At 61.7% G+C, this 23,641-nt stretch carries 22 protein-coding genes and 1 riboswitch; of the genes, 16 read left to right on the forward strand and 6 right to left on the reverse strand.

Features of this window, described 5'->3' with window-relative positions:
• Nucleotides 1-152 precede the first annotated feature (152 nt).
• Nucleotides 153-1,064, reverse strand: coding sequence for a DMT family transporter (locus ACFWHB_RS07320; RefSeq protein ID WP_163153919.1), 912 nt, complete (start codon nt 1,062-1,064; stop codon nt 153-155).
• Nucleotides 1,065-1,364: 300 nt separating this feature from the next.
• Here ACFWHB_RS07320 and ACFWHB_RS07325 point away from each other — a divergent pair, with 300 nt between their 5' ends.
• The gene (locus tag ACFWHB_RS07325; RefSeq protein ID WP_395949814.1) at nt 1,365-3,002 is read left to right on the forward strand and encodes a peptide ABC transporter substrate-binding protein; all 1,638 of its coding nucleotides are present in this window, start codon (nt 1,365-1,367) and stop codon (nt 3,000-3,002) included.
• Nucleotides 3,003-3,012: 10 nt separating this feature from the next.
• On the forward strand, nt 3,013-3,567 hold the full coding sequence (yfcE, locus tag ACFWHB_RS07330) for a phosphodiesterase (protein WP_395949815.1): 555 nt from the start codon (nt 3,013-3,015) through the stop codon (nt 3,565-3,567).
• 33 nt (nt 3,568-3,600) lie between these two features.
• Here the strand turns inward: yfcE and ACFWHB_RS07335 are convergent, their stop codons facing one another.
• The 3 genes from ACFWHB_RS07335 to flgA form a co-directional block, all read right to left on the reverse strand.
• Nucleotides 3,601-4,017, reverse strand: a complete 417-nt coding sequence (locus ACFWHB_RS07335; protein ID WP_163149750.1) for a flagella synthesis protein FlgN — start codon at nt 4,015-4,017, stop codon at nt 3,601-3,603.
• Nucleotides 4,014-4,334, reverse strand: coding sequence for a flagellar biosynthesis anti-sigma factor FlgM (gene flgM, locus ACFWHB_RS07340; protein ID WP_025327542.1), 321 nt, complete (start codon nt 4,332-4,334; stop codon nt 4,014-4,016). Before flgM ends, ACFWHB_RS07335 begins: the two co-directional genes overlap by 4 nt.
• 94 nt (nt 4,335-4,428) lie before the next feature.
• The gene (gene flgA / locus ACFWHB_RS07345; RefSeq protein ID WP_316044153.1) at nt 4,429-5,034 is read right to left on the reverse strand and encodes a flagellar basal body P-ring formation chaperone FlgA; all 606 of its coding nucleotides are present in this window, start codon (nt 5,032-5,034) and stop codon (nt 4,429-4,431) included.
• Between the two features lie 236 nt (nt 5,035-5,270).
• Here flgA and ACFWHB_RS07350 point away from each other — a divergent pair, with 236 nt between their 5' ends.
• From ACFWHB_RS07350 to mgtE, 14 genes are all read left to right on the forward strand, one after another.
• On the forward strand, nt 5,271-6,182 hold the full coding sequence (locus ACFWHB_RS07350; RefSeq protein WP_025327540.1) for a chemotaxis protein CheV: 912 nt from the start codon (nt 5,271-5,273) through the stop codon (nt 6,180-6,182).
• 17 nt (nt 6,183-6,199) lie between these two features.
• Complete coding sequence (locus tag ACFWHB_RS07355) at nt 6,200-7,024, forward strand: CheR family methyltransferase (RefSeq protein WP_005329773.1); 825 nt, start codon at nt 6,200-6,202, stop codon at nt 7,022-7,024.
• 62 nt (nt 7,025-7,086) lie between these two features.
• Entirely contained in the window at nt 7,087-7,485 is a 399-nt protein-coding gene (gene flgB / locus ACFWHB_RS07360) for a flagellar basal body rod protein FlgB (RefSeq protein ID WP_005329774.1), read from the forward strand.
• Entirely contained in the window at nt 7,485-7,904 is a 420-nt protein-coding gene (gene flgC / locus ACFWHB_RS07365) for a flagellar basal body rod protein FlgC (protein WP_005329775.1), read from the forward strand. Before flgB ends, flgC begins: the two co-directional genes overlap by 1 nt.
• Before the next feature lie 105 nt (nt 7,905-8,009).
• Nucleotides 8,010-8,747: a flagellar hook assembly protein FlgD gene (locus ACFWHB_RS07370; RefSeq protein WP_106886357.1), complete on the forward strand. Its 738-nt coding sequence runs from the start codon at nt 8,010-8,012 to the stop codon at nt 8,745-8,747.
• A gap of 10 nt (nt 8,748-8,757) precedes the next feature.
• The gene (gene flgE / locus ACFWHB_RS07375) at nt 8,758-10,116 is read left to right on the forward strand and encodes a flagellar hook protein FlgE (RefSeq protein WP_234569705.1); all 1,359 of its coding nucleotides are present in this window, start codon (nt 8,758-8,760) and stop codon (nt 10,114-10,116) included.
• Nucleotides 10,117-10,262: 146 nt separating this feature from the next.
• Nucleotides 10,263-11,009: a flagellar basal-body rod protein FlgF gene (flgF, locus tag ACFWHB_RS07380; protein WP_111910120.1), complete on the forward strand. Its 747-nt coding sequence runs from the start codon at nt 10,263-10,265 to the stop codon at nt 11,007-11,009.
• 93 nt (nt 11,010-11,102) lie between these two features.
• On the forward strand, nt 11,103-11,891 hold the full coding sequence (gene flgG / locus ACFWHB_RS07385) for a flagellar basal-body rod protein FlgG (protein WP_033131136.1): 789 nt from the start codon (nt 11,103-11,105) through the stop codon (nt 11,889-11,891).
• A gap of 26 nt (nt 11,892-11,917) precedes the next feature.
• Nucleotides 11,918-12,589: a flagellar basal body L-ring protein FlgH gene (flgH, locus tag ACFWHB_RS07390; protein WP_106886360.1), complete on the forward strand. Its 672-nt coding sequence runs from the start codon at nt 11,918-11,920 to the stop codon at nt 12,587-12,589.
• Between the two features lie 61 nt (nt 12,590-12,650).
• The gene (locus tag ACFWHB_RS07395; RefSeq protein WP_111910118.1) at nt 12,651-13,748 is read left to right on the forward strand and encodes a flagellar basal body P-ring protein FlgI; all 1,098 of its coding nucleotides are present in this window, start codon (nt 12,651-12,653) and stop codon (nt 13,746-13,748) included.
• Between the two features lie 118 nt (nt 13,749-13,866).
• On the forward strand, nt 13,867-14,967 hold the full coding sequence (flgJ, locus tag ACFWHB_RS07400; RefSeq protein ID WP_395949816.1) for a flagellar assembly peptidoglycan hydrolase FlgJ: 1,101 nt from the start codon (nt 13,867-13,869) through the stop codon (nt 14,965-14,967).
• Between the two features lie 3 nt (nt 14,968-14,970).
• A complete protein-coding gene (gene flgK / locus ACFWHB_RS07405; RefSeq protein WP_395949817.1) occupies nt 14,971-16,959 on the forward strand; it encodes a flagellar hook-associated protein FlgK in 1,989 nt (662 codons plus the stop codon).
• 3 nt (nt 16,960-16,962) lie between these two features.
• The gene (flgL, locus tag ACFWHB_RS07410) at nt 16,963-18,171 is read left to right on the forward strand and encodes a flagellar hook-associated protein FlgL (RefSeq protein ID WP_395949818.1); all 1,209 of its coding nucleotides are present in this window, start codon (nt 16,963-16,965) and stop codon (nt 18,169-18,171) included.
• A 154-nt stretch (nt 18,172-18,325) separates the two neighbouring features.
• Nucleotides 18,326-18,495: riboswitch (M-box (ykoK) riboswitch) on the forward strand.
• 124 nt (nt 18,496-18,619) lie between these two features.
• Nucleotides 18,620-19,963: a magnesium transporter gene (gene mgtE, locus ACFWHB_RS07415; RefSeq protein WP_106886363.1), complete on the forward strand. Its 1,344-nt coding sequence runs from the start codon at nt 18,620-18,622 to the stop codon at nt 19,961-19,963.
• A gap of 58 nt (nt 19,964-20,021) precedes the next feature.
• Here the strand turns inward: mgtE and ppx are convergent, their stop codons facing one another.
• Together ppx and ppk1 are read right to left on the reverse strand one after the other, a co-directional pair.
• Entirely contained in the window at nt 20,022-21,512 is a 1,491-nt protein-coding gene (gene ppx, locus ACFWHB_RS07420) for an exopolyphosphatase (protein WP_106886364.1), read from the reverse strand.
• On the reverse strand, nt 21,502-23,571 hold the full coding sequence (gene ppk1 / locus ACFWHB_RS07425) for a polyphosphate kinase 1 (protein ID WP_395949819.1): 2,070 nt from the start codon (nt 23,569-23,571) through the stop codon (nt 21,502-21,504). Before ppk1 ends, ppx begins: the two co-directional genes overlap by 11 nt.
• Between the last annotated feature and the right edge of the window lie 70 nt (nt 23,572-23,641).

A 23,641-nucleotide genomic window follows, 5' to 3' on the forward strand; every position in this document is an offset into this window, starting at 1 on the left:
TGATGTTACCGCGTCCGATTACGCCGCGACGCGGCTAATCGAACCTGCAGAACCAATTGAATTTTGTAGGTTTGAATAGCGAAGCCTGTTCGGACGATCCTGAGGATTGGGCGTAGGTTGGCGCGAAGCTAAGCCCAACATCAACCCCCGACTTACCCCGCTCCCAACACCATGGCCGTGCCCAGGGTGGCCAGCAGGGCACCGGCCCAGGCGGGCAGGGCGGGGCGCATCCCTGAGTGCCACCACAGCAGGGGCAGCAGTATGACCGGGGTGGTGGAGGAGAGGATGGCCACCATGCCCACGTCCCCCTGGCGCAGGGCAACCAGGATGAGCGTCATTCCGAGCGCCATCGCCAGGAAACCGTTGATGCCTATCATGCCCAGCACCTGGCGGTTGATGGGGTTGTGCGGCATGGCGAGCGGCACCCGCAGCACCCGCAGGGCACAGTGCGCCAGCAGGGCGCTCCCCATGCGGATGCCGGAGGCACTTACCGCGTCCACGTTGCCAGCCATCATCACAGGTTTGGCGATGATGGCCCCCAGGCTCTGACAAAGAGCCGCGGTCAGGCCGAGGGCGATGCCGACGGCGAGGTGGCCGCGCACCTGCTCCCACTCGTTGTGCTGTTGGGCCTGCTGCGGGTTGCCACGGCGGCCGAACAGGATGGCGAGCATGACCCCGGCCAGCACCAGCAAGGCCCCCACCAGACGCCAGCCACCGAGTTGTTCCCCGAACAGCCAGAGCCCGAGCAGGGCGGAGAAGAGCGCATGGCAGGAGAACAGCAAGCCGCTGCGCCTGGGGCCCAGCCGGTTCATGCAGGCGAACAGGGCGGTGTCACCGACGAAGATGCCGATGAGCCCCGACAACGCCAGCAGTGGCAGGGCGCTCTCGGTGAGGGTCTGCCAGCCCCCCGTGATCAGGCTGGCGCTGGCCAGCATCAGGCTGACCAGAAACATCCGCCAGCGGCTGTAGGCAAAGGCCCCCAGATGGCGCGCCGGTTTGACGGAAATCAGGGCCGCGACTGCCCATAAACTGGCGGCAGCCAGCGCCAGCCACTCATACCCCATAAAGACCCCTGAAACGGTAAAAATCAGCCGGGCTGATGCCAGCATCGAGCGCCATGGCGGCCTGACTGACCTTCATGCGAGGCGAGTCGAGGGTGCCCTCAGGCGATCTTGCGCATCCGTGGCTGATAGTTGGGAAAAATCCCCTGAAAAAAATAGCCCGAAAGACTCCATCTGCCGGGCAAGCCCGATACAATACGGGGCGTCTTCGGGGATAACAAGCGCGGCATCATGCATTCGTTTTAAGGCGCGCCGCCGGCCTTCCCCTTCTTGAAATAAAGTGAATTGAACGAGGTTGATGTCATGCTTTACCGTTTCGCCGCCCGGCCAGCCCGTCGCTGGCTCTCTCCCTTGCTGCTCGGACTGATGCTGGCGCCGCCGTTGCAGGCGACCACAGTGGTGCAGCAGCCTGCCCTCTCTGACAGGCAGACCCTGGTCAAGGGCAACGGCGCCGAACCCGAGTCCCTCGACCCTGCCCAGATCCGCTCCGGTTTCCCGGGGGAGGTGGTGCTGGTGGACTTGTTCGAGGGACTGGTCAGCGAGGATGGGCAGGGCAGGATAGTGCCGGCTCAGGCCCAGCGCTGGGAGACCCGCGAGGATGGCCTGGTGTGGCGCTTCTTCCTGCGTCCGCAGCTCAAGTGGTCCAACGGCGAGCCGCTCACCGCCCGGGATTTCGTCTACGCCTGGCGGCGTCTGCTGAGCCCGGCGCAGGCCTCGCCCTCCGCCGGTCTCTTGCTGGCGACCGGCATCAACAACGCCCAGTCCATCTATGCCGGTGCCCTCGATCTCGATGCCCTGGGGGTGGAGGCCGAGAGCGATCAGATCCTCAAGGTAACCCTGGAGCGGCCCGTACCCTACTTCCTGCAGCTCATCAGCCAGCGCCCCTTCGTGCCGGTCAACGAGCGGGCCATCACCCAGTTTGGCAAGCAGTGGACCCAGCCTGGCAAGCTGGTCAGCAACGGCCCCTACCGGCTGGTGAATTGGGTGCCGAACGAGCGTATCGAAGCCGAGCGCAACGCTCAGTACTGGGATGATGCCCACACCCGGATCCAGCGGGTGACCTATCTGCCCCTGGCTTCCCAGCACGCGGAGCGGTTGCGCTACGAGGCGGGTGAGATCCAGCTCACCAACAAGGTGGCGCTGGAGTATTACCAGAAGACCATGGAAGAGACACCGGAGCGGATCTGGGGTTTGCCGCTGCTGGGCACCTACCTCTATACCTTCAACCTGCGCCGCCCCGAGCTGCAGGATGTGCGGGTGCGTCAGGCGCTCTCCATGGCCATAGATCGCCGCCTGCTGACCGAGAAGGTGAGCGGTCAGGGGGAGCGGCCGGCCTGGTCCCTGCTGCCCGGCATGCCGGATTACGAAGAGCTGGGTTCGGCGCTGGCCCTGGAGGACATGCCGACCCGTCTGGCCAGGGCTGCCGCCCTGCTGACGGAGGCGGGCTACAACAGTGCCCATCCCCTCAAGCTGACCCTGACCTACAACACCTCGGAGAACCACAAGAAGCTGGCCCTGGCGGTCGCGGCCATGTGGAAGCCGCTGGGGGTGGAGGTCAGCCTCAACAACATGGAGTGGAATGCCTATCAGGTGGCCAAGGACAGCGGCGACTTCATGCTGGCCCGCTCCTTCTTGTTTGGTGACTATGTGGAGCCCTCGTCCATGCTGGGCAGTTTCCGCTGTCAGGATCCCCAGAACGAGAGCGGCTACTGCAATCCGGCCTTTGACGGCCTGTTGCAGCAAGCGGCGGACACCCTGGATGGCGCCGCCCGAACCGGGCTCTACCGCAAGGCCGAACAGCTGTTGATGGAGGAGATGCCTGTCATCCCCGTATATCACTACAACCAGATGAGGCTGGTGGACCCCGCCCTGCGCGGCTTGCCGAGCAGCAACCTGAAGGGGGCCATCGCCACCAAGGATCTCTACTTCAGCCAGCCATGAGGAGTGCGCGATGAAGATAGCCATCATTTCCGATATGCACGGCAGCCTGCCTGCCCTGGAGCATGTGCTGGCGCAGCTTGCACCCTGGCAGCCGGATCACTATCTGTTGCTGGGGGATCTGCTCAACCACGGCCCGCGCAATCCGGTGCCGGCGGGTTATGATCCTGCCGCCGTGGCGGCGCGGCTCAACCAGCTGGCCCCCCGGATCATGGCGGTGCGGGGCAACTGCGATTCCGAAGTGGATCAGATGCTGCTGCACTTCCCCATCACGGCCCCCTACAACCAGTTGCTGGTGGACGGGCGGCGCTGGTTCGTCAGCCATGGACATCTCTATGATCCCGAGGCGGTGCCCCTGCCGGCGGGCAGCCTCTTCATCAGCGGCCATACCCACCTGCCCGTATTGCGACGAGAAGCGCGGCAGGAAGGGGAACTGGTGCTGGTGAACCCGGGTTCCATCTGCTTTCCGAGGGGAGAATGGGCGGCCAGCTATGGCCGGTATGAGGATGGCGTCATGAGCATTCATGCCTGCCGCGATGGGGCAAGGCTGATGGAACTGGTGCTCTGACGGCAGGGTATCAAGAGAAGGAAGGAGAGAGAATTAGGCCTTGATCCCCAGGGAGCGGGTACCGGAGCGGGTATTGCCCTTGGCGTCATAGGTCAGGGAGTTGCTGTCTCGCAACTTGCTGAGAAAGCTCGCCAGGCGGCGATTGGAGATGATGCTGAGCTCGAGCAGCCGACCGTTGAGGTTGTTCTGCTCCTGACAGGCTTCCAGCTTGGCTTGCAGGGCCTGCAACTGGGTCGGGAAGGCGCCGAGTTGTTGCTGCAGATCGGGCAGCTCGGCCAATGTCTTGTCCAGGGTCTCGATGGCCTCAAGCAGTTGCTGCTTGCGCTCGGCCAGCGCTGGCAAGGCCAGGGCCCGGTGTGCCTTGAGCAGGTCAAATTCCTCTGCCAGCAAACCTTGCATCTGGGAGAGGTTGTCGTCCTGGGCGTGCAGCAGCGAAGGCAGGTCCATCATCCCAGCCGTTTGTCCAGATCCGCTTCGAAGCTGAACATCTTCCTGGCCACGGCTTCGCTGTTGACCTTGTATTCACCACTTGCCACGGCCTTCTTCAGGCTTTCGACGCGGCTCTCGTTACCGGTGGAGGCGGTGTTGAGGGTCTTCTGCATCTGTTGCAATTGCTGCGCCTCACTGGTCAAGGAGACAGAGTCGGTCTTGACGGTCGCCGCGCGATTGCTCTCGGCAGAGGTCGCGGACTTGGTGGCTACACCTTGACTGGTCCCACTGTTTTGCAACCGGCTGTTTGCCAAGTTGTTGATATTGTTGATAGCCATACGGTTTACCTTCGTCTGCTTTGCTGTTCGCTTACCTGTTTATCGGTGACGGCGGTCAGAACTTTAGAAAAAAATTGCTGCATTAATAAAGCAGTCAGAATGTGACCACCACAGAGCCGACGGCACTCACCTGGCCCTGCACCGCTCTGCCCGAACGAATGTTGACGAGCCTGATCATGTCTCCGAAGCTGCCATCTTGCAAGGCTCGGGCCATGGTTTTGATCTGCATGCTGCTGTTTTCCGCACTCAGGGTGACCTGGTCCCCCTTGCAGACCACGCAGACCTGGGTGAGCCTGATGGGCTGGCCCGGCTTGAGTTCACGCTTGCTGCGCACCCCGATAAGGGAGGCCGGGTCGGTGAGATAGTCACCGCGGATCAGGGTCTGATCCTGGTAGGCCAGGGTCAGCATGGACTCGCTCAGTATGTCCCCTTTGGCTACGGGAGCCGCGACTGTGACATAGGGTTTCTGGATGCTGACCCGCACCGGGAGATAGAGATCCCAGGGTTTGTCTCCCTCGCATTTGAGGTAGACGGTGGTGTTGCGGCGGATCTCCATCTTGGCCGGAAGGGAGATAGTCAGCCCCTCTTCGCAGTGGTTCAGGGGGAGGCGCTCATCTATGGTACCGGCGGTCACCTCGGCCTGGGCATCGAGGGGGACATCCAGCTGGTCGAGGACGAACGTCTGTGCCTGCTCCTGCAGATAGTCGGTCACCTCGGATGCCATGGCGTGAGAGAGGCTGCAAAACGGCAGTAAGATGAGGAAAAGTCTATTAATCATTTTTGCTTACCGGTCGATAAGTTGTTCACGTACACCATCGCAGTTAACTATGCTTGCTGCAGATTTCGGTTGTCGAGACATCGATAGTCTGATGCAAGCCAATGTGCATGCACACACAACATGCACGATCAGTGCCAAGCGTTTTTTAGGGAGTGTTTATGGCGAGTATTCTGGACTCGGTCAACCAACGGACCCAGCTGGTGGGACAAAACCGGTTGGAGCTGCTGCTGTTTCGTCTCAACGGACGTCAAAGATTTGGCATCAACGTATTCAAGGTACGTGAGGTGCTGCAGTGCCCTCCCTTGACCGTCATGCCCAAGCTCAACTCCTGCATTCGCGGTGTGGCGCACATTCGCGGCCAGACCATCTCGGTGATCGATCTCAGCATGGCGATGGGCAAGCGCCCCATCCAGGACATCTCCAAGTGCTTCATCATCATCTCCGAATACAACAGATCCGTTCAGGGATTCCTGGTCCATTCGGTCGAGCGCATCATCAACATGAACTGGGAGTCCATACTGCCGCCCCCCAAGGGCGCCGGTCGCATCAACTACATGACGGCGGTGACCGAGGTGGATGGCGAGTTGGTGGAGATCCTGGATGTGGAGCGCATTCTCAACGAGATCTCGCCGGTCTCCACCGAGGTGAGTGCCGAGCTGGTGGAAGCCAGCGTGGAGCGCAATCCCCACGGCCGTCCTGTGCTGGTCGCCGACGACTCTTCGGTGGCGCGCAAGCAGGTACAGCGGGCGCTGGAGGCCATAGGGGTGCAGTGCGTGCTGGCCAAGGATGGACGGGAGGCCCTCAACATGCTGCTGGAGATGGCCAAGCAGGGCCCCATCCTCGATCAGATTGCCCTGGTCATCTCCGACATCGAGATGCCGGAGATGGATGGCTACACCTTCACCGCCGAGATCCGCAACAATCCCAACCTCAAGGATTTGCATGTTATCCTGCACACATCCCTCAGTGGGGTGTTCAATCAGGCCATGGTGCAGAAAGTTGGCGCGAACAACTTCATTGCCAAATTCCAGCCTGATGAATTGGCCAAGGCCGTACAAGGCGCTCTCTAATAAAGAAGAACAACTGCATGAAGACACTTTCGGACGACTTATACAGGCAATTCAGCAATTTTCTGGCGCAGCAGAGCGGCATAGTGCTGGGTGACAACAAACAGTATCTGGTCAAGAGCCGTCTGTCGCCCTTGATGACTCAGTTTGGTATCGAGAGTCTGTCTGAACTGGTGACCCGGGCGATGAACGTGCGTGAACGGGAGCTCAAGATGGCCGTGGTCGATGCCATGACCACCAATGAAACCCTGTGGTTTCGCGATACCTACCCGTTCCAGCTGCTGAGTGACAAGATTTTCCCCGAGCTCGGCAAGAGTGGTCGTCCCATCAAGATCTGGTCTGCGGCCTCCTCCTCCGGGCAGGAGCCTTACTCCATCGCCATGACGGCGCTGGAGCAGCAGGTCAAACGTCCCGGCACCTTGCCGGGCGGGGTGCAGATAGTGGGGACCGACATCTCCAGTACCATGCTCAACCAGTGCAAGGAAGGGGTCTACGACAGCCTGGCACTGGCTCGCGGCCTGTCACCCGAGCGCAAGCGGCTGTTCTTTGAGCCCTGCGGCGACAACAAGATGCGGGTATCGGAGCGTGTCAGAAAATTGACCAGCTTCCGGCCCCTGAACCTGCTGGAGAGCTACAGCCTGCTCGGCAAGTTTGACATCATCTTCTGCCGCAACGTGCTCATCTACTTTGCGCCAGAGGTGAAGTCCAAGATCCTCAACCAGTTCGCCAGCAGCCTCAATCCTGGCGGCTATCTGATGCTGGGGGCCTCGGAGTCCCTGGCGGGCCTCACCGACAAGTTCGAGATGATCCGCTGCAACCCCGGCATCGTCTACAAGGTCAAATAACTCCCCCCTCGTCCCTCTTTGGCACACCTCTTGCTAAACATTCGTGAAGCAGGAGGTGCGCTATGGCAATTTCATTCGACAAGGCATTCGGTGTTCACCAGTACACGCTGAGCGTTCGCGCCAAGCGTGCGGAGGTGTTATCGAGCAACATCGCCAACGCGGATACGCCGGGCTTCAAGGCCCGTGACATCAACTTCTCCCAGGCGTTGCAGGATGCCCAGAGCCAGCAAGGGTTCGGGCTGTCCACCACCAGCGAGAAGCATTTCGCCTTGCAGATGGATGCCCCCGGGTCGACCCAGTATCGCAACCCCCTGCAACCGGATACAGGTGACGGCAATACGGTGGATGTGCAGCAGGAGCGCAGCGAGTTTCTGCGCAACAGCCTCGAGTACCAGGCCTCCCTCGAATTCATGAATGGCAAGATAAGCGGCCTGCTCAAGGCGTTGAAAGGAGATCAGTAATGAGTTTGTTCAAGGTCTTTGACATTGCAGGCTCTGCCATGAGCGCGCAGTCCGTCCGTCTCAATACGGTGGCCAGCAACATGGCCAACGCCGACAGCGTCAGCTCCAGCGTGGAAAAAACTTACCATGCCAGGCGGCCAGTCTTTGCCGCCCAGCTGGATCAGGCCATGTCAGACAAGCAGGCTTCGGTAGGGGTGGATGTGAAGGGCATAGTCGAGAGCGATGCACCGCTGCTCAAGGAGTACAACCCGAACCACCCCATGGCGGACAAGGATGGCTTCATCTTCAAGCCCAACGTCAACATGGTGGAGGAGATGGCGGACATGATAGCCGCCTCCCGCAGTTACCAGACCAACGTCCAGGTGGCGGATGCGGCCAAGAAGATGCTGCAGCAGACGCTCGGCCTCGGCAAGTCCTGATAGAGGTGAACCCGGATGAGAGAGATCAGTGACGGTCTGCATGACCGCGACCATGGGTTCGACCTGAACGGCGCCCGGCAAACCCGGACAGAGGGGGGATCATAAGTGGCAGATACCTATGACAGCCTGCTGGGGGTCAACCGGACGTCGTCCGCCCAGACCAATACCACCAACACCCCGACCCAGAAGAAGGAGCTGGATCAGGAGTCTTTCCTGAAGCTGCTGACCATGCAGCTCTCCTACCAGGATCCCTTCAAGCCGGTGGATAACGCTCAGATGCTCTCCCAGATGACCTCGATGTCGACGTCCCAGGGGATCAGCAGCCTCTCCACCCAGATGGAGAGCCTCAACAGCCTGATGACCTCCAGCCAGGCGCTGCAGGCTTCGGCCCTGGTGGGTCAGAACGTGCTCATACCCTCCAACACCGGTTATCTGGAGAAGGGGAGCACCCTCTCCGGCGTCATCGCCACCGGGGACGGTGGCAGCAACGTCAAGGTGACGGTGAAGGACGAGAGCGGTCAGGTGATCAAGGAGTTCTCCATCGAAGGGGACCAGAAGGGGAACGTGGCCTTCGAGTGGGATGGCAAGGACAAGGACGGCAACCTGGCCAAGAGCGGCAAGTATTCGATAGAGGCGCACGCCACCGTCAATGGCAAGTCCGAGAGCGTGCCGGCCCTGACCTATGCCAAGGTGGAGAGCGTCACCCTGGGTACCAGCACCAACCCCAGCACCCTCAAGCTCAAGGGACTGGGTGGCATCTATCTGACCGACGTATTGGAAATTGGCGGGACGACCGGCAAGTCGACTGCGACACCGACGCCGACCCCTAACGCAGTGATCTAAGGAGAAAGACATGTCATTCAACAATGCCCTCAGCGGCATCAATGCGGCTCAAAAAGACCTGAACGTCACCGCGAACAACATTGCCAACGTCAACACCACCGGCTTCAAGGAGTCCCGCGCCGAGTTCGCCGACGTCTACGCCAACTCCATCTTCGTCAACGCCAAGACCCAGGTCGGCAACGGGGTGGCGACGGGGGCTGTGGCGCAGCAGTTCCATCAGGGGGCGCTGCAATTCACCAACAACGCGCTGGATCTCGCCATCCAGGGCAACGGCTTCTTCGTGACTTCCGATGGCCTGACCAACCTGGATCGCAGCTACACCCGCTCCGGCGCCTTCAAGCTCAACGAGAGCAGCTACATGGTCAGCAACTCCGGCGGTTACCTGCAGGGGTACGAGATCAACGCCGATGGCACCCCCAAGGCGGTGAGCATCAATGCGACCAAGCCCATCCAGATCCCGGACAGAGCCGGTGAGCCGGTCCAGACCTCGAAGATAGAGGCCAGCTTCAACCTGCCGTCCACCGCCTCGCCGCTGGCGGCAGGCAACGGTGCCGCCGATGCCTCCAAGTTCGATCCCAAGGATTCGAGCACCTACTCCTCCTCCACCTCTGTGGTGGTCTACGACTCCCTGGGGGAGCCGCACACCATCACCCAGTACTTCGTCAAGGAGGCGGATCCCGCGAACCTGACCCAGCCTGCGAGCCCGACGGCCTGGCGCATGTACATGTATGAAGGGGACAAGCCCATCGACGTCGTGGGCGGGCAAGCTACCACCATGGCCACCGGCGTCACCCAGGCCCCCTTGAGTGCCCGCGTCACCTTCGATGCCTCCGGCAAGATGCAGACCCCCACCACGCCGGCCGTCATCAAGACAGAGCCGCTGGGCACCCCGGGCGCCGGCATCATCACCAATGGTGCCGATGGCACCCAGGATATAGAGCTGAAGCTCGGCACAGTGACTCAGTATGCCTCGCCGTTCGAAGTCAACAAATTGACCCAGGATGGCTCCACCGTCGGCCGGTTGACCAAGGTCGAAATCACAGCTGACGGCATAGTCTCGGCGACCTACAGCAACGCCACCACCGTCAAGGTGGCCATGGTGGCCATGGCCAAGTTCGCCAACTCCCAGGGGCTGACCCAGGTGGGGGACACCTCCTGGCGCCAGTCCCTGCTCTCCGGTGATGCCCTGCCGGGCACCCCGAACTCCGGCACCTTCGGCTCCATCAAGTCGTCTGCTCTGGAGCAGTCCAACGTGGATCTGACCACTGAGCTGGTGGACCTCATCACCGCCCAGCGCAACTTCCAGGCGAACTCCCGTTCGCTGGAAGTGAACAGCTCACTGCAGCAGAACATACTGCAGATCCGCTAAGGTTTTTCGCGGTGACAAGGGGCGCTCATGCGCCCCTTGTCGTTTCCGATGCGGCGCTTTTTCCTCCGCTGTTTCGCCCTTCCCATTCCTCTTGGCACTCAATTTGCAGTTGTCCTGCGAGAGTCATCTGTTTGACGGAGGATCCCATGGATCACCTGCTTTATATCGCCATGTCCGGGGCCAAGGAGAACATGAACAGCCTGGCTGTGCGTGGCAACAACCTGGCCAACGCCAACACCATCGGCTTCAAGTCTGACTTCGAGCAGGCGCGCAGCATGCAGGCGTTTGGCGAAGGACTGCCCACGCGGGTGTTCGCCATGACGGAGCGGCCGGGTCAGAATCTGCAGCACGGCCTGCTGCAGACCACGGGGCGGGATCTTGACGTCGCCGTCGACGGTCAGGGCTGGATTGCGGTGCAGGATCCCAATGGGGCAGAGGCCTATACCCGCATGGGCAATCTGCAGCTCAATGCTACCGGCAATCTGCAGACCTCCACCGGGCTCAACGTGGTGGATGACGCCGGTCAGCCCATAGTGCTGCCGCTGCCCATGGAGAAGATCGAGATCAACCGGGATGGCACCATCAGCGGCCGTCCCGAGGGTGCCGCCGCCAACCTGCCGGAGGATTTCCAGCGCATCAAGCTGGTCAATCCGCCGAGCGATGCGGTGGAGAAGGGCCAGGATGGCCTGTTTCGTCGCAAGGATGGCCAGAAGGAGGCAGCCTCTGCCGAGGTGGGCCTGATCGCCGGCTCCCTCGAGGGAAGCAACGTCAACGTGGTCGACGAAATGACCAACCTTATTCGCTTGCAACGTCAGTTCGAAACTCAGGTCAAGATAATGAAGACCGCCGAGGAGAATGACGAGGCACAAACCCAGCTGCTGCGTATCAGCTAATCAAGGAGCATGACATGAACTCTGCACTCTGGATTCGCACATCAAAAGATGACATGACCCTGCACCCTAGATCCGCTAATTAAGGAAGATGAAATGAATCCTGCACTCTGGATCAGCAAGACCGGCCTCGATGCCCAGCAGACCAACATCTCGGTCACCTCGAACAACCTGGCGAACGCCAGCACAGTGGGTTACAAGAAGGCCCGCGCCATCTTCGAGGATCTGCTCTATCAGAACATCAACCAGCCAGGTGGTCGCTCTTCGGCGGATACCGAGCTGCCCTCCGGCCTGATGCTGGGGGCGGGGGCCAAGGTGGTCGCCACTCAGAAAAACCACAGCCAGGGCAACGTCCAGACCACGGACAACTCCCTGGATCTGATGATAAGCGGCCGCGGCTACTTCGAGATCCAGCTGCCGGACGGCAGCGCGGCCTACACCCGCAACGGCCAGTTCACCCTCAATGACGAGGGCACCATAGTCACCCCGGGCAACGGCTACCCGCTGCAGCCGGAGATCCAGATCCCCGAGAACGCCCAGAGCGTGACAGTGGGGGAGGATGGTCAGGTGTCCGTCCAGCTCAAAGGGGATGGTCAGTCACAGGTGGTGGGCCAGATCAACACCACCGACTTCGTCAACCCGACCGGCCTGCAACCCATGGGGGAGAACTTGTTCCTCGAGACCCAGTCGAGCGGCGCCCCCATCCAGGGCACAGCCGGTGCGGACGGCCTGGGGGTCGTCAAGCAGGGGATGCTGGAGACCTCCAACGTCAACGTGACCGAGGAGCTGGTGAACCTCATTCAGGCCCAGCGCGTCTATGAGATGAACTCCAAGGTCATCTCGGCAGTAGACTCGATGATGTCCTTCCTGACCCAGCGCACCTAATCCTGAAACATAAGCGGAGGCCCATGATGAAAGCCCTATGGATGCTGGGCCTGCTGACACTGGCAGGCTGTACCAGCACCCCCAATACCGCCAGACCCGACGACCCCGAATTCGCCCCCGTGTATGGCGAGTCGGAGCCGGTGTCGGTGCGCCCGACCGGGGCCATCTTCCAGCCCGAACAGGTCAACGGCATCTACTCGGACATCAAGGCCCATAGAGTGGGTGACATCATCACCATAGAGCTGGCGGAATCGACCTCGGCGTCGAAGAAGGCCAATACCCAGAGCGGCAAGGACAACAAGATGGAGCTGGAACCCGTCACTCTGGGCGGGGTGCCGGTGACGGCAGGCGCCTATGATCTGTCGGCTTCCATCGGCCAGAGCAGCGCGTTCAAGGGCCAGGCCAAGGCGGATCAGAGCAACAGCCTGCAGGGCAACATCTCGGTCAGCGTGATTAAGGTATTGCCGAACGGCAACCTGCTGGTGCGCGGCGAGAAGTGGATCATGCTCAACAACGGCAACGAATACATCCGCATCACCGGCCTGGTGCGCCCGGAGGACGTGAGTTCGGAGAACAGCGTCTCGTCCCAGCGGGTCGCCAATGCGCGCATCCATTACGGCGGCACCGGCGATCTGGCCAACACCCAGGAACAGGGGTGGCTGACCAGCTTCTTCAACGGTCCCTGGTGGCCCATTTAATACTCGGGCTCCGGATCGTCAGTGGCGACCCGAAGCCGGAATGGTTTAGTTAGGAGATGTCATGAACCGACTCCGTTTGCTCGGCCTGCTGTGCTGTATCTTGCCGCTTGGGCTGGCGCACGCCTCCCGCATCAAGGATCTCAGCTCGGTGGAAGGGGTGCGTAGCAACCAGTTGATCGGCTACGGTCTGGTGGTGGGCCTGCCCGGCACGGGCGAGAAGAACAACGCCTTCACCGAGCAGACCTTCAGGACCATGCTCAACAATTTCGGCATCAAGGTGCCGGACAACATCAAGCCCAAGATCAAGGACGTGGCGCCCGTGGCCATTCACGCCGATCTGCCCCCCTTCTCCAAGCCGGGCCAGACCATAGACGTCACCGTCTCCGCCATCGGCGAGGCGAAGAGTCTGCGGGGCGGCACCCTGCTCCAGACCTTCCTCAAGGGGCTGGACGGCCGCGTCTATGCGGTGGCCCAGGGCAGCCTGGTGGTCGGTGGTCTCGGGGCCGAGGGGGCAGATGGCTCCAAGGTAGTGGTCAATACCCCGACAGTGGGGCGCATCGCCAACGGGGCGACAGTGGAGCGTGAAGTGCCGAACTCCTTCTCCCAGGGGGACACCATCACCTTCAACCTGAACCGGCCCGACTTCACCACAGCCCGCCGGGTAGCCGACGTGGTCAACGATCTGGTGGGTCCCAATACGGCCCAGGCCCTGGACGCCACCTCCATCAAGGTGTTTGCCCCGCGGGATCCGAGCCAGCGGGTCGCCTACCTCGCGACCATCGAAAACCTGGAAGTGGATCCGGCCACCGAGTCTGCCAAGATCATCGTCAACTCGCGCACCGGCACCATAGTCATCGGCAGCGAGGTCAAGCTGCGGCCCGCCGCCATCAGCCATGGAGGCCTGACGGTCACCATAGCCGAGAACCAGCAGGTCTCCCAGCCCAATCCGCTGGCGGGGGGCGAGACGGCGGTCACCAACAACTCCACCATCAACGTGCAGCAGGATCCGGGGCGTATGTTCAAGCTCGACACGGGGGCGACCCTGGACGATCTGGTGCGGGCGGTGAATCAGGTGGGGATAGCCCCGGGGGATCTGATGGCTATCCTGGAGGCCCTTCAGCAGGCGGGCGCCATTCAGGGACAGCTGGTCATCTTGTAACAGGCTGTCCCGGCGAGTCTCTGGGTTGGCGGCGCAGCAGCCAGCCCAGAGAGCCAATAGGTAATACAGTCATTTCTTGAGCGGCAAGAGGTTGCCACGGGCGGCAAAGAGGAAGGTTATGGCAGAGTTCGACACCCAGAGTGGTATCAATCTTGGCATGGTGCAGGACGTTCAGAACCTGGACAAGCTGCGCCAGATGAGCCACAGCAAGGAAGGGAAGCAAGAGGCACTGATGGCGGCGGCCCGCCAGTTCGAGTCCATCTTCACCCAGACCCTGTTCAAGGGGATGCGCCAGGCCAACTCGGTGCTGACTGAAGACAACCCGATGAACAGCAGCTACACCCAGTTCTACGAGGGGATGCTGGACGAGCAGCGGGTCTCCGATATGTCGAGCAAGGGGGGTCTTGGCATCGCCGAGATGGTGGCCAAGCAGTTCTCTCCCGAGAAGACCTTCACCCATAACGACGGCCGGGTTCTCAAGCTGCCCCAGCGCACCGAGCGGGTCTACAAACCCTATGAAGCTCCCAGCGCCTCCAACGATCTGATCGCTGCCTCCAAAGTTGGCAAAGATTTTGCTGATAATGAAATGAAGGGTGAGCTGAATGGGGCCGAGTCTCCGTTGAACCTGCCCAGACGCCCCCATCGCACCGTGCCTCCCATGGGCAGCAGCCCGCGGGCCTCGGCCCTGGATGAGAGCGCCAAGGTGTTCGACAGTCCGGAGGAGTTCGTCGAGCGCCTGATGCCGCTGGCCAAGAAGGCGGCGGACAAGCTGGGACTGAGCCCGGCGGTACTGGTGGCCCAGGCAGCCCTTGAGAGCGGCTGGGGCAAGCGGGTGATCAAGGATGGGGAAGGGCAGATGAGCCACAACCTGTTCGGCATCAAGGCCGATCCCCGTTGGGAAGGGCCCAAGGCCGTGGTGAGCACCCTGGAGTACGAGCAAGGGGTGGCGTCACGCCAGAAGGCGGCGTTTCGCTCCTACGAGTCGTTTGAAGAGAGCTTCAATGACTATGTGGACTTCCTGACCTCGGGGACCCGCTACAAGGGGGCGCTGGCCAAGGTGGACAGCCCGGATCGCTACTTCGAGGCGCTGCAGCAGGCCGGTTATGCCACCGATCCCCAGTACGCCAGCAAACTTAAACAAGTGTTGCGCAGTGATGCCATCGCCGGCTACTCGATGCCCGGCAACGCTGCGACCAGGAACACAGAGATGGAGCTGTAAGCTATGGCAAGCGATCTGCTTGGAATCGGGACTTCGGGTGTATTGGCCCAGCAGCGACTGCTGCAGACCACCAGTAACAACATAGTGAACGTCAACAGCCAGGGCTATGTACGTGAACGCACCCTGATCTACACCAATTCCGTCGGATTGGGCACGGGCGACATGGTGAGCGAGCGGGTCATCAACGCCTACGCCCAGGCTGAGGTGCGCCGCGATACCTCCGCCTACCATGCCGCAGGCTCGCGCTACGATCAGCTGTTCCAGCTCGACAGCCTGCTGGGGGACGCCAGCAACAGCGTGGGCACCACCATCACCTCCTACTTCAAGGCCTTCCACACCGCCAACGAATCGCCGGCGGAAGTGGGCGGGCGCAAGACCACCCTGAGCGAGCTCAGCGGCATGGTTGATCGCTTCCACACCCTCTCCGCCCAGCTCGACAAGCAGAGCGACACCATCAACTCCACCATAGGGGACGAGACGGACAGGGTGAACAGCCTGCTGAACAGCATCAACGATCTGAACCAGGCCATAGTCCGCACCCAGGGCTCGCCGGAGGAGAACCTGATGCTGTTCGATCAGCGTGACGAGGCGATCCGCCAGCTCTCCGAGAAGATGGAAGTCCGCACAGTGACCCAGCCCAACGGCAGCATGCTGGTCAACATGAGCACGGGACACTCCCTGGTGCTGGACGGCGGCGTGGCCCAGTTAAAGGTGGTGCCGGGCAGCCCGGACTCCCGGGATGCGAGGCTGCAACTCACCCTGGGGGCCAACCAGGCCAACATCAATGACAAGGATCTGGGGGGCGCCATCGGCGGCCTCTTCACGGCGCGCAACGATCTGGAGCCCGCCAAGCGGGAGCTGGGGCAACTGGCGGCCGCCATGGCCGATGCCATGAACCAGCAGAACCGCCTCGGCATGGATCTGGACAACGAGCTGGGGGGGGATCTCTTCTCCCTCAAGGGGAGTCAGGGGCTCCCCTATGCCGGCAACCAGGGCAACGGGGCGGCCAGCGTCAACTTCGTGCCCGGCAAGGGCTCAGAAGTGACCACCTTCGATTACGAAGTGCAGTTCAACAGCGCCACCGGTTATGAGGTCTTCTCCATCGACGGCTCCGGCCAGCGGACCTCGGTGGCGACCGGCACCACACCCCCCGCCAAGTTCGAGGTGGCGGGGCACGGCATCGAGATCGACCTGTCCGGCACCCCGGTCGGGGGCGACAAGATAGTGCTGCAACCCACCAAGCACGCCGCCGCCGGCATGGAGCAGGCCGCCACCAGGCCGGAAGACATTGCGCTGGCATCCCCCATCAAGGCGGACAAGAATTCCCAGAACCTGGGCTCGGGCGAGATCAAGGTGAACAGTGTCTACAACACAGGCACGGGGTCTGGCTTTGGTGCCAACACCCTGGACCCGAACGCTCCCCAGGTCATCAAGATCGACGGCAGCGGCAACTACGAGGTCTATGACAAGAACAACAATCTGCTCGGGGTGGCTCCTGCCTCCAGCAAGGGGCAGAACCTGATGTCCGCCCTCGAGATGCCGCTGGGGACGCCCATAGTGCCGGCCCTGACCCCGGGCTACGACTTCAGCATCACCGGCAAGGTGGAGGCAAACGACAGCTTCACCCTGAGCTACAACAAGGATGGCTTTGCCGACAACGGCAACGGGCTGGCGCTGGCGGAGCTGCAGAACAAGGAGCTGGTGCGCAAGAACAACAACGCCGCCACCAGCAACGACAAGATGACCTTCAACGACGCCTACAGCGCCCTGGTGACCGGGGTGGGCAACAAGGCCAGCCAGGCCAAGACGCTGCTGCAGGCCAATGAGGCCAAGCTGACCCAGAGCACCGCCATCTTCGAGAGCGTCTCCGGGGTCAACCTGGAGGAGGAAGCGGCCAACCTCATCCGCTTCCAGCAGTCCTATGCGGCCTCGGCCCAGATAGTCAATACCGCCAAGACCATCTTCGATACCCTGTTGTCTTCCGTGAGGTAAGTCATGCGCATCACCACCAACATGATCTATGACCGCAACCTTGCTTCCATGGGCAAGGTCAGCGAGCGCCAGAATACCGCCTATGAGCAGCTGATCTCGGGGGACAAGTTCTCCCGGGCGGGGGAGGACCCCGCCGGCATGAGCCAGAAGCTGGCGCTGACCAAGGAGATCGATCTCTTCAAGCAGTACGGCGTCAACGGCAGCCTGCTGGAGAACAGCCTGGGCCACGAGGAGACTGTGCTCACCTCTCTCAACAACGCCATGCTAAGTGCCCAGACCCTGATCCAGAAGGCGAACAGCTCGGCCATGGGCTCGGAGGAGCGCAACGCCATCGCGAGCGAGCTGGAGGGGCTGCAAAAGCAGATGTTCGATCTGATGAACAGCAAGAACTCCCAGGGGGAGTTCATCTTCGGCGGCAACCAGAGCAAGACCCAGCCCTTCGTGAAAGATGCGAGCGGCAACTATGTGTTCCAGGGGGACACCGGGCAGCGCAGCATCCAGGTCTCCTCCACTGTGCAGATCCCGGCCAATGACTCCGGCTTCGATCTGTTCGAGATGGTGGCGACCCGGCGCACCGCCAGTGGTACCAGCGCCAACATCAAGGTGGGGGTGGGGGATCAGGGGAACTTCGAGAGCTTCTATCGCAACAACTACGATTCGTCTCTTGCCAGCAACCAGTTCACAGTGAGCACTCAGGTGGGACCGCCGGACAGGTACGAGATCCGGGACAGCGGCGGTGGTCTGATCCAGGACGGGGACTACAGCGCGGGCAACAAGATCACCTTCAACGGGCTGGAGCTGACCCTGGACCTGCCGGCAGGGGGCGCGGATCAGACCTTCGTGCTGGACAAGCCGAAGAACGACAGCGTGCTCAACGGCATGTCCGATTTCCTCACCGCCCTGCGCGACCCCAGCCTCTCGGCTGACGGCTTCCAGCTGGCGGTGGCGGATGCCACCACCCACATGAACAACGCCAGGACCAAGATAGACAGAGGGCTCGGCGAGCTGGGTGGCCGGATGAACAGCCTGGAGCAGGTGATGGGGTCGAACGATGGCCTCAGCACCCTGAACCAGCAGGCGCGGGCCAAGGTCTCCGAGGCGGACATGTACGAGGTGATTGCGGCGCTCTCCAAGGAGGACGCGGCCATGAGCGCCTCCCAGCTCGCCTTCGGCAAGATAAGCAAGCTGACCCTGTTCGATTACATCCGCTGATGGCTGGCTCCCCCGGGCAGGGGGAGTCAGCTCTCCTTCAGCCCCTTTCCCCTCCAATTTGTAACAACCCGTTGCCAGCAGCCCAATGGCCTTGACTCGGGGAGGCCCCGGACAGATGATGCCGCCCGCACCACCCAGGTGGCGCGCATTTTTCGCAGCATCTCGTTAGGCGAGGCTCCTGCATAAACACAGGCCACTGATCTCACGACGTCCAGAGACGCCCAAGATCAGGACAGTTTTCATCGGATTAAGGTGTCAACCCAAGTGGCTTCCGGCGTGCCGGATACGTTATGCAGTGCTAAAGCTGGTACGTGGGGATGAAAACACGCCGGACGGCGTCATTTCCTGCCTGTTACTCGTCAATCAAATTGCTGTTTTCTTGTCGACAGCGACCGGTGCGAGCCGGTTGCCTTCAGGCCCTGCCTGAAATCACATGAGGATATCTGTGATGAAGAAAACACACACCCTGCTCAACCGTCATCAACTGCTCGATCTCGCCGCCCTGCAGGGCTGGCTAGACCACAACCTGGACCCGGTGCAGCGTGCCGATCAACTGCTGACCCTGCGCCCGGAAGAGCTCAATTGCGTCTTCGATACCCTGCCTGCGCCGCGAGGGGCCGCCCTGCTCGCCTCCCTGTCGGCGGAGAGCGCAGGCCAGCTGCTGCTGCGCCTGCATGGCAGCATAGTGGGCGTGCTGCAGGAGGCCATTCCCCGGCGCGATATGGTGGCCATCTTGCGCAAGCTGGGCTCTCAGGATCGCACCAGGCTGCTGGCCCGCTTCCCGACCCAGGCGCAAGCCATCTACGCCTCCCTGCTGGACTGGCCGAGCGAGTCGGTCGGTGCCAACATGCGCCACGAATACCTGGCCGTCGACCAGGGGACCACGGTGGAAAGCGCCAAGCGGCTGATCCACGACGCCTGGGACAAGGCCCAGCTGTTTCAGCACCTCTATGTGGTCGACGGCGAGCGGCGCCTGCTCGGCAGCGTCTCCCTCAAATCCCTGCTGATCGCCGATCCCCTGCGGCCGGTGAGCGAGCTGATGGAGCGGGAGGCGGTGCGGATCAACGCCCGGGCGGATCAGGAGCTGGCCGCCCGTCTGCTGATCGATCGCGACATCTCGACCCTGCCGGTGGAGGATCAGGGGCGTCTGGTGGGGGTCTTCCACGTGGATGACGCCGCCGACATCCTGGAGCTCGAGTCCACCGAGGATGCGGAGTTGCAGGGGGGCTCATCCCCCCTGGATACCCCCTATCTGCAGGCCACTCCCTGGCAGCTTTGGCGCAAGCGGGTGGGCTGGCTGCTCATCCTGTTCGTGGCGGAGGCCTACACGGGCACAGTGCTGCGGGCCTTCGAGGAGCAACTGGAGGCGGCTATCGCCCTGGCCTTCTTTATCCCGCTGCTCATCGGCACCGGCGGCAACAGCGGCACCCAGATCACCACCACCATAGTGCGGGCCATGGCGGTGGGGGAGGTGAGTCTGCGCAATCTCGGCACAGTGCTGAAGAAGGAGCTCTCCACCGGTCTGCTGATCTCGGTGGCCATCGCCATCGCGGCCTGGGTGCGGGCCTGGAGCCTGGGAGTGGGCCCCGAGATCGGCATGGTGGTCACCCTCACCATCATCGCCATCGTACTCTGGAGCGCGACGGTCGCCTCCATCATCCCCATGGTGCTGCGTCGGCTGCGCATCGATCCGGCCGTGGTGTCGGCCCCCTTCATCTCGACCCTGGTGGATGGCACCGGCCTCATCATCTATTTCGAAATCGCCAAGTGGCTGCTGCCCGAGCTGCAGTGACAACGACAGAAAGCGAAAAGGCAGCCATTGGCTGCCTTTTTTCGTTTGAGGTGAACGATCACCCAAGCTGGAACAGCAGGGGCCAGCCCTGCTCCTGGCAATAGCGGTGCTCCTTCTCCAGGTTCTGGATCAGCAAGCGGTTCTCCTCGCACCAGTCGGTTGGCAGGGTGACCACCAGCTGATCCCCGGCGGCCTGCACTCGCCACTCTGGCAGCAGGTTGTCCTGGCGCCTGTGGTGGGCGGCCACCGCGAGGCGCAGTATGCGGATGCAGCGCAGCACCGTCTGCTCGTCGTGGTTGGGCAGGGCGGGCAGCTCGGAGAGCTTGAGCCCCTTGCGCTGGAAGCGCACCAGGGCGGCCAGCAGGGCCTGATCGTCCTGGTTGAAACCGGGCAGATCCGTGTTCTGCAGGATGTAGGCGGAGTGGCGATGGATGCCGCTGTAGTTGATGGCCAGGCCAATCTCGTGCAGCCGCGCCGCCCAGCCGAGGATGGCGCGATAGGGCTCGATGGGCATCTCCCAGGGATCGCTCAGGGCATCAAACAGGGCTAGCACGCTCTGCTCCACCCGGGTGGCCTGGCGCTTGTCGATGTGGTAGTGGGAGCTGAGGGCCAGGGCGGTGCGCTCGCGAATGTCGTGGTGCTGCAGCCGCTCCTCGAACTCATAGAGCAGCCCCTCGCGCAGGGCACCGTCGGAGTACTCCATCCGATCGATGGGCAATGAGGTGAAGAGCCCGAGCAGTATGGCCACGGCGGCGGCAAAGACCCCCTGGCGCTCCTCGGTGAGGCCGGCGAGTTTGAGCTGGTCGACCCGCTTGTGCCTGAGCATCTCCTCTTTCAGCCGCTCCAGTCCGGCCAGGGTGATGGCGCCATCGGTCCACTCTTCCCCCTGCAAGACGTCGCGCACTGTGCGAATGGAGCCCGAGCTGCCGAGGCAGCTCTGCCAGCCTAGCTTGCGGTACTGGTTGATGATGGGGGCGAGCTGATGCTGTGCCTCCAGCACTGCGCTGTTGAAGGCTTTCTCGCTCAGCTTGCCGTTGCCAAAGAAGCTCTGGGTGAAGCTGACGCAGCCCATCTTGCGGCTGGTGAGGGCCTTGTGTTCGAAGCCCTCGCCTATGATGAGTTCTGTGCTGCCGCCGCCGATATCCACCACCAGCACCTGGCCTTCGATGTGCTGGGTATGGGCGACCCCCTGATAGATGAGGCGCGCCTCTTCCTGGCCGCTGATGATCTCGATGGGATGGTTCAAAACCTCGGCCGCCTCGCGCACGAAGTCGCGGGCGTTGCTGGCGCGGCGCAGGGTGTAGGTGCCGGCGATGCGGATCTGATCCGGCTTGATGTTGGTCAGCCGCTCGGCGAACAGGGCGAGACAGTCGAGCCCCCGGGCCATGGCTTCCGCCGACATGCGGCGCTGTTCATCCATCCCTTCGGCGAGGCGAACCCGCTCCTTGATGCGATCGACTATCTGCATCCGCCCCTCGTTGAGGCGGGCGATGACCATGTGGAAGCTGTTCGACCCCAGATCGACAGCGGCGTACAGACTATTGTCCATTGTTTGACTCGATACGTTTGAGATAGTCGTAAATCGCCACCTGAGAGCGGATCTTGCGGCGGTTGCCCCGCTTCACATACTCGTTCTTCTGGTCGGCATCGATCACCCGCGCCTTGCAGGTATCGCTCAGTTGTAGCTCGAGAATATCCATGATGCGCTGCTTGAGCCGCTCATCATAAATGGGCGTACCCACCTCGATCCGGCCGTCGATATTGCGGCTCATCCAGTCGGCGCTGGAGATATAGAGCTGGGGGTTGCCCTTGTTGTGGAACACCATCACCCGCGGGTGCTCGAGGAAGCGGTCGATGATGCTGATCACCTTGATGTTGTCACTGAGGCCAGGCACCCCGGGACGCAGGGCGCACATGCCGCGGATGATCATCTGGATGGGCACCCCCGCCTGGCCGGCCGCATAGAGGCGGTTGATGAGGTCTCTGTCCACCAGGTTGTTGATCTTGAGCGTGATGCCGCTGGGCTGGCCCGCCTTGGCGTTGGCCAGCTCGCTGTCGATGAGACGATAGAGCTGGCGGCGGCTGTTGATGGGGGAGACCAGCAGGTGGTTGAATTTGTAGCGTTTATAGGGGTACTCGATGTATTCGAACACCCCCTCCACCTCGGCTGTGATGTCCGGGTGGCGGGTCAGCAGGGAGAAGTCGGTGTAGATCTTGGCGGTCTTCTCGTTGAAGTTACCGGTGCCGATATGGGCGTAGCGCACCGCTTCCCCATGCTCGTGCCGGGTGATGAGGCAGAGCTTGGAGTGGATCTTGAGGCTGGGTACCCCGAACACCACCTTGACCCCCGCATCGGTCAGTATGTTGGCCCAGTCGATGTTGGCCGCCTCGTCGAAGCGGGCGCGCAGCTCCACCACCACTGTTACCTTCTTGCCGTTGTTGGCGGCGTCGATGAGGGAGTGGATGATCCGTGACTTCTTGGCGACCCGATAGATATTGATGCGAATGGCGCTCACCGCCGGATCGAACGCCGCCTGGCGCACCAGCTCGGTGAAGTGGTGGAACTTGTGATAGGGGTAGTAGAGCAGTATGTCCTGCTTGGTGATGGCGTCGAAGGCGTTGACGAAACCGTCGAAATCGCGGCAATCGAGGGCCGGCAGCTTGGGGTTTTCCAGATAGTCCCGGCCCACGTTGGGGAAGCCGATGAAATCCTTGAAGTTGTGATAGCGCCCACCCGGCATGATGGCGTCGTAGGAGCTGATCTGCAGCTTGAGTTTCAGGAAGCTAATCATGGCGGCGGGCATCTCCCGCTCGTAGACGAAGCGCACCGGCATGGCGGTGAGGCGCTGCTTGAGGCCATCACTCATCTTGTCCACCAGGCTGAGGTCCAGCTGGTCGGAGAGATCGTATTCGGCATCCCGGGTCAGCTTGACCGCATAGGCCGCTATCTCGTCGTAGTCGAAGAAGCCCTTGAAGATCTCGTCGAGACAGAAGCGGATGACGTTGTCCAGGATGATGATCTGCTTCTTGCGGCGGGTCCCCTCCGGCGGCAGCTGGAAGAAGCGGGGCAGATCGTCGGTCGGCACCTCCACCAGGGCGTACTGGATCACCTGGCCGTTCTTCTTCATCTCGATGGCGAGATAGGTGTGCTCGTCTTTGAGGAACTTGACCGGGTTGACCTCTTTGTTGAGGAGGATGGGGATGATGTGGCGCAGCACCTTCTCCCTGAAGAAGACCCGCAGCCACTGCTGGATCGACTCGGAGAGCTGGTTCTCGTTGACCAGGAAGATGTTGTGGCGGGCCAGGGCGATCAGCAACTCCTTGTAGGTGTTGTCAAACGCCTCGCCGAGCGCCATCACCTTCTGCTGGATGGCGCGCAGCAACACCTTGGCCTCGTCATCGCCACCGTGCACCTCGTTGATGAGGATGCGGCGCTTGACGTCCGAGACCCGTACCTTGAAGAACTCATCCTGGTTGGAGGAGAAGATCCCCAGAAAACGGACCCGCTCGATGAGGGGGACCGTCTTGTCCATTGCCTCTTGCAACACCCGTTCATTGAATGAGAGCCAGCTAAGCTCTTTCTCTTCATACTGCTTGTCGGTGCTCATCTGGTGCCTCTGTACTCAGGTTGCGTCTGCGCGGAAGTTATGGCGTCAAACCATGACAAATTTATGACAA

The organism is Aeromonas mytilicola subsp. aquatica, from assembly GCF_044336385.1.
GTDB classification, from domain to species: Bacteria; Pseudomonadota; Gammaproteobacteria; order Enterobacterales; family Aeromonadaceae; genus Aeromonas; species Aeromonas rivipollensis.

Coding starts and splice junctions, on each gene's coding strand:
- ACFWHB_RS07320 (WP_163153919.1), bottom strand. CDS start 1,064: ATGGGGTATGAGTGGCTGGCGCTGGCTGCCGCCAGTTTATGGGCAGTC.
- ACFWHB_RS07325 (WP_395949814.1), top strand. CDS start 1,365: ATGCTTTACCGTTTCGCCGCCCGGCCAGCCCGTCGCTGGCTCTCTCCC.
- yfcE (WP_395949815.1), top strand. CDS start 3,013: ATGAAGATAGCCATCATTTCCGATATGCACGGCAGCCTGCCTGCCCTG.
- ACFWHB_RS07335 (WP_163149750.1), bottom strand. CDS start 4,017: ATGATGGACCTGCCTTCGCTGCTGCACGCCCAGGACGACAACCTCTCC.
- flgM (WP_025327542.1), bottom strand. CDS start 4,334: ATGGCTATCAACAATATCAACAACTTGGCAAACAGCCGGTTGCAAAAC.
- ACFWHB_RS07350 (WP_025327540.1), top strand. CDS start 5,271: ATGGCGAGTATTCTGGACTCGGTCAACCAACGGACCCAGCTGGTGGGA.
- ACFWHB_RS07355 (WP_005329773.1), top strand. CDS start 6,200: ATGAAGACACTTTCGGACGACTTATACAGGCAATTCAGCAATTTTCTG.
- flgB (WP_005329774.1), top strand. CDS start 7,087: ATGGCAATTTCATTCGACAAGGCATTCGGTGTTCACCAGTACACGCTG.
- flgC (WP_005329775.1), top strand. CDS start 7,485: ATGAGTTTGTTCAAGGTCTTTGACATTGCAGGCTCTGCCATGAGCGCG.
- flgE (WP_234569705.1), top strand. CDS start 8,758: ATGTCATTCAACAATGCCCTCAGCGGCATCAATGCGGCTCAAAAAGAC.
- flgF (WP_111910120.1), top strand. CDS start 10,263: ATGGATCACCTGCTTTATATCGCCATGTCCGGGGCCAAGGAGAACATG.
- flgG (WP_033131136.1), top strand. CDS start 11,103: ATGAATCCTGCACTCTGGATCAGCAAGACCGGCCTCGATGCCCAGCAG.
- flgH (WP_106886360.1), top strand. CDS start 11,918: ATGAAAGCCCTATGGATGCTGGGCCTGCTGACACTGGCAGGCTGTACC.
- ACFWHB_RS07395 (WP_111910118.1), top strand. CDS start 12,651: ATGAACCGACTCCGTTTGCTCGGCCTGCTGTGCTGTATCTTGCCGCTT.
- flgJ (WP_395949816.1), top strand. CDS start 13,867: ATGGCAGAGTTCGACACCCAGAGTGGTATCAATCTTGGCATGGTGCAG.
- flgK (WP_395949817.1), top strand. CDS start 14,971: ATGGCAAGCGATCTGCTTGGAATCGGGACTTCGGGTGTATTGGCCCAG.
- flgL (WP_395949818.1), top strand. CDS start 16,963: ATGCGCATCACCACCAACATGATCTATGACCGCAACCTTGCTTCCATG.
- mgtE (WP_106886363.1), top strand. CDS start 18,620: ATGAAGAAAACACACACCCTGCTCAACCGTCATCAACTGCTCGATCTC.
- ppx (WP_106886364.1), bottom strand. CDS start 21,512: ATGGACAATAGTCTGTACGCCGCTGTCGATCTGGGGTCGAACAGCTTC.
- ppk1 (WP_395949819.1), bottom strand. CDS start 23,571: ATGAGCACCGACAAGCAGTATGAAGAGAAAGAGCTTAGCTGGCTCTCA.